The 12,717-nt window shown below is 69.2% G+C and carries 12 protein-coding genes; 1 reads left to right on the top strand and 11 read right to left on the bottom strand.

From position 1 onward, the window contains the following. Positions 1-44: 44 nt before the first annotated feature. From ACWPN5_RS15125 to ACWPN5_RS15095, 7 genes are all read right to left on the bottom strand, one after another. On the bottom strand, positions 45-887 hold the full coding sequence (locus ACWPN5_RS15125) for an alpha/beta hydrolase (RefSeq protein WP_492296106.1): 843 nt from the start codon (positions 885-887) through the stop codon (positions 45-47). Then, positions 877-1,578 (bottom strand): ABC transporter ATP-binding protein, encoded by a 702-nt coding sequence (locus ACWPN5_RS15120; protein WP_145681430.1) that lies wholly within the window; start codon positions 1,576-1,578, stop codon positions 877-879. The genes ACWPN5_RS15125 and ACWPN5_RS15120 overlap by 11 nt, the downstream gene beginning before the upstream one ends. Next, entirely contained in the window at positions 1,578-2,336 is a 759-nt protein-coding gene (locus ACWPN5_RS15115) for an ABC transporter ATP-binding protein (protein ID WP_492296103.1), read from the bottom strand. Before ACWPN5_RS15115 ends, ACWPN5_RS15120 begins: the two co-directional genes overlap by 1 nt. Beyond that, complete coding sequence (locus tag ACWPN5_RS15110; protein WP_145681432.1) at positions 2,333-3,352, bottom strand: branched-chain amino acid ABC transporter permease; 1,020 nt, start codon at positions 3,350-3,352, stop codon at positions 2,333-2,335. Before ACWPN5_RS15110 ends, ACWPN5_RS15115 begins: the two co-directional genes overlap by 4 nt. Positions 3,353-3,498: 146 nt before the next feature. After that, positions 3,499-4,278: a hypothetical protein gene (locus ACWPN5_RS15105; RefSeq protein ID WP_492296101.1), complete on the bottom strand. Its 780-nt coding sequence runs from the start codon at positions 4,276-4,278 to the stop codon at positions 3,499-3,501. Continuing rightward, positions 4,212-4,889 (bottom strand): nucleotidyl cyclase domain-containing protein, encoded by a 678-nt coding sequence (locus ACWPN5_RS15100; protein ID WP_492296099.1) that lies wholly within the window; start codon positions 4,887-4,889, stop codon positions 4,212-4,214. Before ACWPN5_RS15100 ends, ACWPN5_RS15105 begins: the two co-directional genes overlap by 67 nt. Positions 4,890-5,064: 175 nt before the next feature. Continuing rightward, complete coding sequence (locus ACWPN5_RS15095; protein ID WP_145681434.1) at positions 5,065-6,456, bottom strand: nucleotidyl cyclase domain-containing protein; 1,392 nt, start codon at positions 6,454-6,456, stop codon at positions 5,065-5,067. A gap of 228 nt (positions 6,457-6,684) precedes the next feature. On the opposite strand from ACWPN5_RS15095, the gene queC reads away from it, so the two are divergent. Next, on the top strand, positions 6,685-7,380 hold the full coding sequence (queC, locus tag ACWPN5_RS15090; RefSeq protein WP_145681435.1) for a 7-cyano-7-deazaguanine synthase QueC: 696 nt from the start codon (positions 6,685-6,687) through the stop codon (positions 7,378-7,380). Positions 7,381-7,389: 9 nt separating this feature from the next. Here queC and ACWPN5_RS15085 read toward each other — a convergent pair whose 3' ends face one another. From ACWPN5_RS15085 to ACWPN5_RS15070, 4 genes are all read right to left on the bottom strand, one after another. Further along, positions 7,390-8,304: a branched-chain amino acid ABC transporter permease gene (locus ACWPN5_RS15085; RefSeq protein ID WP_059398911.1), complete on the bottom strand. Its 915-nt coding sequence runs from the start codon at positions 8,302-8,304 to the stop codon at positions 7,390-7,392. A 22-nt stretch (positions 8,305-8,326) separates the two neighbouring features. Next, a complete protein-coding gene (locus ACWPN5_RS15080; RefSeq protein WP_492296096.1) occupies positions 8,327-9,493 on the bottom strand; it encodes an ABC transporter substrate-binding protein in 1,167 nt (388 codons plus the stop codon). 51 nt (positions 9,494-9,544) lie between these two features. Continuing rightward, positions 9,545-10,195: an elongation factor P hydroxylase gene (locus ACWPN5_RS15075; protein ID WP_145681437.1), complete on the bottom strand. Its 651-nt coding sequence runs from the start codon at positions 10,193-10,195 to the stop codon at positions 9,545-9,547. Positions 10,196-10,313: 118 nt separating this feature from the next. After that, positions 10,314-12,323, bottom strand: coding sequence for a methyl-accepting chemotaxis protein (locus ACWPN5_RS15070; RefSeq protein WP_492296094.1), 2,010 nt, complete (start codon positions 12,321-12,323; stop codon positions 10,314-10,316). Positions 12,324-12,717 lie beyond the last annotated feature (394 nt).

Below are 12,717 nucleotides of genomic sequence, written 5' to 3'. Positions count from 1 at the left end.
TCCCGACCGGGAAGGCTTTTTTCGTTTCCGGCCCCGGGTGTGCCTCAAGCGTCCTTGAGCATCGCCAGCGCCGCCTCGAACAGCGCGCTGCCCGGTTCGGCGAAGCGGTCGACCACGCTGAAATGGTCGGCGCCCGGCTCCACGATCTCCCGCACCGCGTTGCCCTGCGCGGCCCAGGCCAGGGCGTAGTCGGCTTGCTGGCGGTGCATCGCGTCGGTCTCAAGGCCGCCCAGCGCCGTCATCAGCAGCGGGGCGGGGGCGGGAACGGCGTGGATCGGGCTCAGCCGCCGCGCCGAGTCGGGATCGAGCCGCAGCTGCTCGTTCACCTCGAAGCCGAGCATCGGCTCCAGGTCGTAGATGCCGCTGATCGGGATGCCGCCGGCCACGCGGTCGCGGTTCTCCGAGACGAGCTTGGCCGTCAGATGGCCGCCCGCCGAATGGCCGGAGACCACCACCCGCCGCGGATCGCCGCCGAAGCCGGCCGCGTTGGCGAACACCCAGTCCAGCCCGGCCTGGGCGTGGCCGCACAGTTCGTCCATCGTGACCTCGGGGCACAGGCCGTAGCCGAGCAGGACCACCGCCACCCCGCGCTCCACATAGGGCGCCGCGATGAAGGAATGCAGGTCCTTCGACAGCGCCCGCCAGTAGCCGCCGTGGATGAAGACCAGCACCGGGGCGCCGTCTCCGGCGGAGAAGACGTCGGCGCGCTGGCGCGGGTGCGGGCCGGTGGGGATGTCGTAGCGGCCGCCGAGCCGGGCGCGCACCGCCTCGCTCTCCGCCTGCCAGCGGGCGAAATAGGCCGGGTGCTCCGGCACCAGCTTGCGGAAATTGTACTGGCGGTCGATCTCGGCGGCGGTCATGCCGCCATACAGGGCTTCAGACGCCAAGATAGCGCTCCTTCAGGGTGGGGTCGGCGAGCAGGGCGGCGGAGCTGCCGGACCACACCAGCCGCCCCTTCTCGATGACGTGATGGCGGTCGGCCAGGGCGGCGAGGGCGTGGACGTTCTTGTCCACCACCAGGATCGCCTGCCCCTCGTCCTTCAGGCGGGCGAGGCAGTCCCAGATCTCCTGCCGGACCAGCGGGGCCAGCCCCTCCGTCGCCTCGTCGAGGATCAGCAGCTTGGGGTTGGTCATCAGGGCGCGCCCGACGGCGAGCATCTGCTGCTCCCCGCCCGACAGGTTGCGGGCGAGGTTGCCGGCGCGCTCGGCCAGCCGGGGGAACAGGGCGTGGACCCGCTCCACCGTCCAGGGATCGGAGCGCCCGAAGCGGTTGGCGGCGGTGGCGATCAGGTTCTCGCGCACGGTCAGGGTGGGGAAGACCTGCCGCCCCTCCGGCACCAGGGCGATGCCGGCCCGCGCGATGCGGTGCGGCGGCCGGCCGGCGATTTCCGCGCCCTCGAAGGCGATGGAGCCGCCGCTCGGCGCCACGAGGCCCATGATCGCCTTGATGGTCGTGGTCTTGCCCATGCCGTTGCGGCCCATCAGGGTCACCGCCTCGCCGGCGTCGACGGACAGCTCCATGCCGAACAGCGCCTGGCTGGAGCCGTAGGCGGCGGTCAGGTTGGCGACGCGCAGCATCAGGCGACCTCCAGCTCGTCGCCGAGATAGGCCTCGCGCACCGCCGGGTCGTTGCGGATCTGCTCCGGGGTGCCGCTGGCGAGGTCCTTGCCGCGCACCAGAACGGTGATGCGGTCGGCCAGTGCGAAGACGGCGTCCATGTCGTGCTCCACCAGCAGGATCGTCACGCCGCCCTTCAACTCCTGCAGCAGTTCGACCATGCGGGCGGAGTCCTCCGGTCCCATGCCGGCCATCGGCTCGTCGAGCAGGAGCAGACGCGGCCCGGTCGCCAGAGCCATCGCCAGTTCGAGCTGCCGCTTCTCGCCATGGGCCAGCGCGTCGGCGCGGGTGTCGGCCCGCGCGCCCAGCCCGACCCGCTCCAGCACGGCGCGGGCGGGGTCGGCCAGCCGGCGGTCGCGCCCGGCGTCGCGCCAGAAGCGGAAGCTGTGCCCGGCGTGGGCCTGCACCGCCAGCGCCACGTTGTCGAGCGCGGTGAAGCTGGGGAAGATCGAAGTGATCTGGAAGCTGCGCGCCAGCCCGCGCTGCGCCCGCTTGTGCACGGGCAGACGGGTCACGTCCCGGCCGTCGAACAGGATGGTTCCGGAATCGGGGGTCAGCTCCCCCGACAGCTGGCCGATCAGGGTGGTCTTGCCGGCACCGTTCGGGCCGATCAGGGCGTGCAGCTCCCCCTCCGCGACGGACAGCGAAAGGCCGTCGGTGGCGGCCAGACCGCCGAAGCGCTTGACCAGCGAGTCGGTGCTCAGCAGAGGGACGCTCACGGGCGCCTCCCCGCGACGACGCCCCACAACCCTTTGCGGGCGTACAGCACCAGAAGGATCAGCACCGGCCCCAGCACGATCTTCCAATGCTCGCCCAGCCCGGCATGGGCGAGGTCCATCAGCTCCGGCACGAACTCCTCCAGCAGCAGGAGCGCGGCGGCGCCCAGCACCGGGCCGATCAGCGTGCCGATGCCGCCCAGCACGACCATCACAATCAGGTCGCCGGAGCGGCTCCAATGGAGATACTGCGGGCCGACGAACATGGTGGCGTTGGCGAGCAGCGCCCCGGCCAGCCCGGCCAGCGCCCCGGCGATGACGAAGGCGACCAGCTTGTAGCGGGTGACCGGGTAGCCGAGGGCGGCCATCCGCCGCTCGTTGTCCTTGGCGCCGCGGATCACCCGCCCGAAGCGGGAGTTGACCAGCCGCCAGCCCAGCGCCAGCGCCGCCACCAGAAGCCCCAGCACCACGTAATAGAAGGTGGTGTGGTCGGCGATGTTCAGCGGGGCGGGCAGGGTGGAGCGGCTCCACAGCGCGATGCCGTCGTCCCCGCCATAGGCCTTCAGCCCGGTCATCAGGTAGAAGAGCATCTGGGCGAAGGCCAGCGTGATCATGATGAAGGGCACGCCGGTGGTGCGCAGCGAAATCGCCCCCACCGGAAGCGCCGCCAATGCTCCGGCCAGCATGGCCAGCGGCCAGACGATCAGCCCGTTCACCGTGCCGGGAAGCCCGAACAGCGTCGATCCGTCCGACTGGTGGGCGAACAGGATGCCGACGGCGTAGCCGCCGATCCCGACGAAGGCGGCGTGGCCGAAGCTGACCATCCCGCCGAATCCCAGGATCAGGTCGAGGCTGACCGCCGCCAGCGCGAAGACCAGGATGCGCGTCGCCAGCCGCACGTAGAAGGGTTCCCCCATCCAGTCGGCGACGGTGGGCAGCGCCAGCGCGACGGCCAGCAGGATCAGCAGGGCGATGCGGGGGCGGGTGAGATGGGCGGTTCGGGGCGCGGTCGGGGGCATGGAGGGCCGGAACAGAGGGGCGGTCAACCAATTGGCGGGCCAATCGGCAAGCGAATCGGCAGGCCCGTCTTTTCGCACAGATGGGCGGGCTTGAACACAAAAGGTCGCGCCGGCCCGCTTAGCCCCGCCTCCTCACCCCCGCCTTCTCATCCCCAGGGCGTCTCGGGATGGTGCCGCCGCCGCGACCGCTGGAGGAGCTGGCGTTCGGTGCAGCGCTTCATGTGCTCCGGCACCTCCGAGTCCTCACCAATGATGGGACCGCTCAGATAGGCGGCGCCCGCGGCCTCCGCCACCTCCAGCTCCACCGGGTTGCGCACGCCGTCGACGTAGGCGAACATGCCGAACTTGCGCGGCCCGGGGCAGAAGGTCTGGAGCCGCTCCAGGATGTGCGGCTCGTCCTCCCGGCCGTCCAGCCGCAGCCCGACCCCCTTGACGCCGGCGGTGGCGTAGACCGACAGGTCGCCCGCGTCCTCGTGCAGGATGGCCATGGCGGCGCGGGCGAAGGGGCGCAGCATCGCCACGATCTCGGCCAGCCGGCCATAGGGAACGCCGGCCGGCAGCCCGTCCAGTTCGAAGGCCAGGAAAGGCATCAGAACGCGCGGAATCATCCGGCAGGCCTGGATGTACTCCCGCCGCCGCCGGCTGGAGGCGAGCGTGCCGAAATGGACGGGGATGGTCTGGGCGTAGCGGAATTTGTTGGCGTACAGCTCGTTGTAGGTGCTGACCGCGAGGCTCAGCGTTTCCATGTCGAGGTCGAAGACGGCCTCCTCGCGCTCCGGGTCGAAGGCGTCCATCAGGTTCAGGTAGCGGGCGGTGTCGGCGTCGGTGCGGCAGCAGTAGGTCGACACCACCTTGTGCTTCACGTCGAAGACCGGGCGGAACAGCACCTTGGGCCGGCTCTGCGGCGTGATGGTGTCCGCCGGCATCTCGGGCCGGTGCGGGCGCCGCGCCTCCGCCGCTGGAATCGCCGTTGAAACAGCCGCCGGAAAGACGGCGTCCGCCGGCGGGGGGAGGCCGCCGCGGTGCCCTCCGGCTTGTGGACGGCGTCCTTGAGCAGGTCGGCCAGCCGGGCGGTGTCCAGCGCGACCCCACCGCCGACATCGACCACCGCGGTCTTGACGGTGATGCGCCGCGTGTCGGCGTGGCCCAGCAGCGCCTGATGCAGGCTTTCCATCACCTTGCTGCAGGTCAGCTGCGCCGACCTCCGGTCGGCCTGGGCGAAGACGATGATGTAATGGTTCTCACCGTAGCGGAACCAGACGTCGCGCGGCGACAGCACCTTCTTGAGCATGCGCTCGGTGTAGACGTGCACCCGCTCGTTCACGCTTCCCCAGCGGTCACCCAGCTCCTGGCGGATCTCGTCGAGGCCGATCAGATGGACGGACCCCGCCGTGACCGTCTGGCTGTGCGCCAGGATCTGCCGGGCGCGTTCCTTGAAGGATTCGTCGATTGATTGGGCGGGGGGCGAGGACGGCGTGGCCCCGTCATCCTGGTCCGCTATGGTGCCCTCCGGACCGGAGGATTGATGCATGAGCATGGCCGAGCTTCCCTTTCCGGTTGTTGGGGAGCGCGAACCCAACGGCAGGACAGCCGCCTGGACTGGGTACGGACGTCACTGGATCGACTTGGGGTTCAGGATGATCCTTTCGCACTTGCTAATGCGTTAACAGAAGCACTCTGTCGGTTCTTCTCGACGTCCTATGCGGAAAGACTCAGCTCTTTGCCGGATCCGACTCCGCCGAACCGCGCCGCGCTTTTACTCTGGCTCTCAAGAGCATCTGCCGCTCGGTGCAGCGCCGCATGTGCTTGGGAAGGTCGGAATCCTTGCCGACCACCGCTCCGCCGATATAGGCCGCCCCAGCCTCGATCGCGGCCTGGAACTGCTCGACGTTCCGGATGCCGTCCAGATAGGCGAACAGGCCGTGTTTGCGCGGGACGGGGCAAAAGGCGTTGATCTTGTCGATGCAGCGCTGATCGCCGTCCCGGAAGTCCATGGACAGCCCGACCCCCTTGACGCCGGCTCTGGCGTAGGCGCCGATGTCGGTGTTCTCCTCGCGCAGGATGACGATGGTGGCGCGCCCGAAGGGGCGCAGCAGGGTGACCAATTCGGCCAGCCGTCCGCTGGGAACGCCCTGCGGCAATCCATCCAGCTCGAAGGCCAGGAAGGGGACCAGATAGCTTGGAATCATCCGGCAGGACTGGAGATACTCCCGCCGCCGCCGTGCCGAGGCGAGGGTCTCGAAATGCACGGGAATGGTCTGGGCGTAGCGGAAATTGTTCTTGTACAGCTCATTGTAGGTGCAGACCGCGTGGCACAGGGCCTCCATGTCGTAATCGAAGATGGCCTCCTCCTGCAGGAAATCGGCCATGATGATCTGGTTGATGTTCCGGCAGGTCAGGAGGTCCGGGCGGCAGGTGTAGGTGGAAATCACCTTGTGCCGCACGTCGTAGACCGGGCGGAAGAGCACCTTGGGCCGCGGCGGCGGCTCGTCGTTGCCGAGCGCGAAGGCGGACAGCGAAGGGCGCCGGCGCTCCTCGGCCTGCGGCTGGCCGGCCGGTGCTTTCGACTGGCTGGCGGCGTTGAGCAACTCGTCCAGCCGGGCGCTGCCGACCGCGATGCTGCCGTCGATCTCCACCAGCGCGGTCTTGACGATGATCTGGCTGGTGTCGCTGTGTCCCAGCAGCGCCTGATGCAGGGATTCCACGATCTTTCCGCAGATGAGCTGAGCCGCCTGCAGGTCGGCGTGGGCGAACACGATGATGAACTGGGAATCGCCGTGCCGGAACCACACGTCTTGGGCGGACAGCGTTTTTTCGAGCAGGCGGTCGGTGTAGGTGTGGACCCGCTCCTTCACCCGCTCCCAGCGGTTGCCGAGATGGTCCCGGATGTCGTCCAGCCCGATCAGATGCACCGCTCCGGCGGTGATGAGCCGGCCGCTGAAGAGGATTTCCTTGGCCCGCTCGCGGAAGGACGAATCGTTCAGATGGCAGGAGGCTTGGCAATCCGCCGCCTTGGCGGCGCCGTCGCAGTGACAAGGGGGGGCGATGCCGGTCCGGTCCGTGTGGTCGTCCTGGGCGCTGGGCGGCGGTTGGACTGCGTTCACGGCAATGTCTCCCTCGCAACCGGCGGAGGTCGCGGCGCCGGCTTCGTACCTGCTTTCTGAATGTTCGTTTTGCTAACAAGAGTGTTGCAAGGGGAATTTCCGAAGCGTTAACAGCCTGAGGTTTTTTCGACCGGACGCGGGATCGCCACCGGTTGGCCGCCGCCATTGACCAAGGGCGAGGACGGGATTATGCCGGGCCGGCCGGGGACGATGGGAAAGGGCTGGGACATGACGGCAAGGAACGCGGTGGTGCTGGTCAGCGGCGGGCTGGACTCAACGACGGTGCTGGCCATCGCGCGGGAGCAGGGATACCGGCTGAACGCGCTCAGCTTCCGCTACGGTCAGCGCCACGCGGTGGAGCTGGAGGCGGCCCGGCGCGTCGCCGCAGCCATGGCGGTGGACCGCCACGTCATCGCCGACATCGACCTGCGGGCCTTCGGCGGCTCCGCCCTGACCGACGCCATCGACGTGCCCAAGCACGCCAGCGCCGCGGATCTGGGGACGGGCATCCCGGTGACCTACGTCCCGGCGCGCAACACGGTGTTCCTGTCCTTCGCGCTGGCCTGGGCGGAGACGCTGGGAGCATCGGACATTTTCATCGGCGTGAACGCGCTGGATTACTCCGGTTACCCGGACTGCCGGCCCGAATACATCGCCGCCTTCGAGACCATGGCGAACCTCGCCACCAAGGCGGGGGTGGAGGGCACCAGCCGGTTCACGATCCACGCCCCGCTGATGACCCTCGACAAGGCGGGCATCATCCGCCGCGGGCTGGATCTGGGGGTGGATTACGGCCTGACCCACTCCTGCTACGACCCGGCGCCGGACGGCACCGCCTGCGGGTCCTGCGACAGCTGCCTGCTGCGGCTGAAAGGCTTCCAGGAGGCCGGGCTGGCCGACCCGGTGGCCTATGGCGGGGTGTGACGCCCGCCGTCAATGGGCGGGGAACAGCCCCTTGGGCTTGATCGCCAGGACCACCGCCATCAGCACGTAGATCGCCATGGAGGCCAGGGCCGCCCCGGCGGCGCTGGCGTTGGCGGCATCCATCACCAGCCGGAAGGCGGCGGGCAGCAGGGCGCGGCCCAGCGTGTCCACCATGCCGACCAGCAGGGCGCCGGCCAGCGCCCCGCGGATCGAGCCGATGCCGCCGATCACGATGACCACGAAGGTCAGGATCAGGATCTGCTCGCCCATGCCGACCTGAACGGCCAGCACCGGCCCGGCCATGGCGCCGGCCAGCCCGGCCAGCCCGCAGCCCAGCGCGAAGACCAGACCGAACAGCAGCCGGACGTCCACCCCCAGCGCCATCACCATCTCGCGGTTGGTGGCGCCGGCGCGGATCAGCATGCCGACCCGCGTGCGGGCGATCAGCAGCCACAGGAACACCGCCACCGCGAGCCCCACAGCCAGGATCGCCAGCCGGAAGGCCGGGTATTTCAGCCCGAACAGATCCACCGTCCCGGCCAGCGCCGCCGGCGGGTTGAGGAAGATGGGGACCGGACCGAAGACGATCTTCACCAGCTCGTTGAAGAACAGGATCAGCCCGAAGGTCGCCAGCACCTGATCCAGGTGGTCGCGGCGGTAGAGCGTGCGCAGCGCCACCGCCTCCACCACCAGCCCGAGCAGCGCCGTCAGCAGCACCGCCGCCGCCAGCGCCAGCGGGAAGCTGTCCAGGACCGGCACCAGTGCCGCCGTCAGGTAGGCGCCGACCATGTAGAAGGTGCCGTGGGCGAGGTTGATGAGGTCCATGATGCCGAAGACGAGCGTCAGCCCGGCGGCCATCAGGAACAGCATCACGCCGAGCTGAAGCCCGTTCAAACCCTGTTCGACGAGGAGGAGCGCGTCCATTCTCCGGCGTCCTGGCTGCGCCTCACTTCATCGGGCAGTCTTTGACGTAGGCGTCGGCGTGGTTGGTGAAGACCGTGGCGACCGTCTTGTTGGTCACCGCACCGTCGGCACCCTTCACGACCTCGCGCAGGTAGATGTTGTGGATCGGGTAGTGGTTGGTGTTGAAGGCCACCTCGCCGCGCAGGCTCTGCAGCTTGGCGGAGGCCAGGGCGGCGCGCAGCTTGTCCTTGTCCTTCAGGTTGCCGCCGACCGCCTTCACCGCCGTGTCGATCAGCAGCGCCGTGTCGTATCCCTGGGCGGCGTACATGGACGGGATGCGCCCGTACTTGGCCTTGAAGTCGGCGACGAACGTCTTGTTGGCGGCGTTGTCGAGGTCCGGGCTCCACTGCGCCGAGTTCTTGACGCCCAGCGCGGACTCGCCGACCGCCGACAGGATGTCCTGGTCGAAGGAGAAGCCGGGGCCGAACAGCGGAACGGCGCCCTTCAGCCCGGCCTGCTCATACTGCTTGATGAAGTTGATGCCCATGCCGCCGGGGTAGAAGACGTAAACGGCGTCCGGCGCCGCGGCCTTGAGCTGCGCCAGCTCCGCCGCGTAGTCGAGCTGCCCGACCTGGGTGTAGACCTCGCCCGCGACCGCGCCCTTGTAGTAGCGCTTGAAGCCGGCCAGACCGTCCTTGCCCGCCGGGTAGTTGGGGGCCATCAGATAGACCTTCTTGAAGCCCTCGTCCTGGACATGCTTGCCGACGGCCTCGTGGATCTGGTCGTTCTGGTAGGCGGCGTTGAAGAAATACGGGTTGCACTGCGCGCCCGCCAGCTGCGACGGACCGGCGTTCGGGCTGATGAAGAAGGTCTGCCCGCCGGCCAGCGTCGGCAGCATGGCCAGCGCGAGGTTCGACCAGACCACGCCGGTCACCATCTGCACGCGGTCGCGCTCGACCATGCGGTTGGCGAGGCCGACGGCGACGTCCGGCTTCTGCTGGTCGTCCGCCTCGATGACCTGGGTGTCCTGCCCGCCCAGCTTGCCGCCCGCATGCTCCACCGCCAGCGCGAAGCCGTCGCGGATGTCGATGCCCAGCCCCGCGCCGGGGCCGGACAGGGTGGTGATCATGCCGATCTTCAGCGTGTCCGCCGCCGCCGGGGTGGCGAGCAGGGCCAGCGCGGAGGCCAGCGTAAGCAGGTTGCGGGTCATGACGGTCCAGCCTCCAGGGATTTTATGATTGATTTATGGGCAGCGCAAAGTTCAGGCAGCCCGCATCCGTTCGTCCGCCCGCTCGTCCGCCCAGGCGCGCGCCGTGGACGGGCGCCCCTCGGTGTCGATCAGGCCGCGGGTGAAGAGTTCCTCGACGTGGCGGATGAAGAAGGCGGCGGTGCTCTCCCGCTCCCAATGCTCCATCCAGTTCTGCTCCAGGAAGGCGAGGATCGCCGGCTGGCCCAACTCGGCCTCCCACAGCACGCCGAGCAGGGAGGTCTGCTGCTCCTCGTGCATGCAGTCCTCGAAGGTCAGCTTCTGCTGGCTGCGCGCCTCCTTGCGCAGCGTCGTCTCCGGCCCCGGCCCCAGGCCGAAGTCGTAGAGCGGACGGCGCTCGGGCGCGGCGACCAGCCAGTGGGCGACCTCATGAACGATGACCGTCGATTCCACGTCGGTGCGGATGACTTCGCCGTCCCACATGAAGGAGGCGTTCGGCGGCTCGTCCAGCGTGCCGATGCCGTGGGCGTGGGCCAGCCGCACCGCGTCGGCGCGCTGCTCCGGCGTGTCGACGCCACCGGGCACCGGCCAGGTCGCGGCGATGCGCCGGAAGGCGGCGAGGGGCAGGGGCTTGCCGGCCAGCAGGCGCTCGAAGGTCGCCAGGGCCTCCGGCATCGTCTCGGCCGGGATCGGGGTCAGGATCATGATGGGAACAGCAGTCCGGGGTGCGCAATGACCCCTATTTGCCCAACAGGGCCGGGGCGGCGCAAGAAAAACCCCTCCTCCATCGCCATCGGACGGAGGAGGGGGCAAGAAAAGGCCGTCAGGCCGCCCGCATGTCGGTCAGGAAGCGCGAGACGAAGCCGCGCAGCCCCTCGGCCTCGCCGGTCAGCCCGTCGGCGGCGTCGAGCACCTGACGGGAGGCGTCGCCGGTGGCTTCCGCCGCCTGGGTCACCCCGGCGATGTTGCCCGACACCTCCTGCGTGCCGCGGGCGGCCTGCTGGACGTTGCGGCTGATCTCCTGGGTGGCCGCACCCTGCTCCTCGACCGCCGCGGCGATGGTGGTGGAGATGTGGCTGATCTCGCCGATCACGCGGCCGATCTCGGCGATGGCCCCGGCGGCCTCGCGGCTGACCTGCTGGATGCCGGCGATCTGGCCGGAAATGTCCTCGGTGGCCTTGGCGGTCTGGTTGGCGAGGCTTTTGACCTCCGACGCCACCACGGCGAAGCCCTTGCCGGCCTCGCCCGCCCGGGCGGCCTCGATGGTCGCGTTCAGCGCCAGAAGGTTGGTCTGGCTGGCGATGTCGTTGATGAGCTGGACCACCTCGCCGATGCGCTGGGCGGCGTCGACCAGCCCGCGCACGGTGGCGTCGGTCCGCTCGGCGGTGCTGACCGCCTGACCGGCGATGCTGTTGCTCTGGGCGACCTGCCGGCTGATCTCCTGGATCGAGCTGGACAGCTCCTCCGCGGCGGCGGCGACGGTCTCCACGTTGGCGGTGGCCTGGGTGGAGGCGGCGGCGACGGCGCTGGCCTGCCGGGTGGTCTGCTCGGCGGTGGCCGACATGCCCTGGGCCGTGCTGTTGAGCTGGGTGGCGGCGGAGGAGACGCGGGACAGCACCTCCATCACCATGCGGTCGAACTCGCGGGTCAGGGAGTCGATGCGCTCCGACCGCTCGCGGCGGGTCGCATGCTCGGCGGCCTGCTCGGCGGCCATGCGGTCGGCCTGGATGAGGCTGTGCTTGAACACCTCGACGGCCTTGGCCATGCCGCCGATCTCGTCGCCGCGGTCGAGGCCGGGCACGTCCACCCGTCGGTCGCCGCCGGCCAGACGGGTCATGGTGTCGGTCATCGAGACGATGGGCCGCGACAGGCCGCGCCCGATCAACAGGGCGGAGATCAGCCCGAGCAGCACGGCGACCGCGGCGGCGGCGGTGGTCACGGTGCGGGCTCGGTCGATGTTCTCCGTGGCGGTGGTGCCGAGCGCCGCCTGCTGGCGGGCGCTGGCGTCGCGCAGCTGTTCGACCCGCGCGTTGACGGTCGGGCCGAGCGTCTCCAGCACCTGTGCGACCAGCTCGTCCCGCTTGGTGGTGGCGACGACCGCCTTCTCGAACTGGGTGGCGAAGACGCGCTGGTAGGCCAGGAAGGACGAGGCGCCGCGGCGGCGCTCCAGCTCGGTCAGCTTGGCGAGCATCGCGTTGCCGCGCTCGCGGGCGTTCTGCAGCTCCTTGCGGAAGCTGTCGGCGCTCTCCGGCGAGCCGTCGGTCAGGAAGCGGTTGACGGCGTTGCGGGCGGCCAGGAAATGGCGGGACGCCATGCCCGCCTGATAGGCGGCCTCGGTGTCGCCGTCGGCGTAGGCGCTGTCCATGACGCCGCTCAGCGCCTTTTCCATCTTGGCGCCGAGGTCCACCAGCTCCGCCGACGCCTCGTTGCGGGTCGCCTGGAACTCCATGATGCGGGTGAAGGCCTCGCGGTACTGGCCCAGCTCGTTGTCCATCTGGATCACCGTGCGGTTCAGCGTCGGCTCGGTGAACAGGGTCTTGGCCTCGTCGATCCGCCCGTCCAGGTCGGCGGCCAGCGAGTCCACCGTGTGGGAGGACTCCTCGCTGCCGGTCAGCAGGAAGGTCTTGGCCTGGAGCTGGACCTCCAGCATCGTCGCCTGGATGCGCCCGACCTCGGTGGTCTGGCGGGCCAGCGTCTGATAGGTCGCGAAGCCGTGCTTGGCGTCCATCAGGGCGTAGGCCCCGATGCCGCCGACGGCGACCAGGAAGAGGAGGACCCCGGCGTTCGCCGCCGTGATCTTGGTGCCGACCCGAAGATGGTTGAACAGGCTCATGATCGGGAAAACTCCGGATGAGGCTGATTGGTTTAGACATCAAACATGACAGTGCCCGCTTACCAATTCATTAAGTGTGCCAACTGCTTTCCCGTCTCCGAAAACGGGCATGCCAATCCTTCGCGCACCCTTGGGGATGTCCTTATCCTTCCGGGCTCTGGCGGTTTCGCGGGACCTTGGAATATTTGTCGGGACCGTGGCGTTAGCCCACCAGCGACGGACCGTTCCGGCGCCGGTTCCAGCGGTGTGCTGGTCACGGCTTAGGCCGTGGATGGTCACAATAGAGGCGTTTTGCTCATCCACATGTATCGTGCTATATGCCAAAGGGCGAAGCGCCCCGCCGGGGACGCCTGCCTGGACCCCTCCGACCCGGCTCGTGATCATCTGACCCAAC

Source organism: Azospirillum sp. UENF 211521, from assembly GCF_058780535.1.
This window is presented reverse-complemented; position numbering and strand designations above follow the sequence as displayed.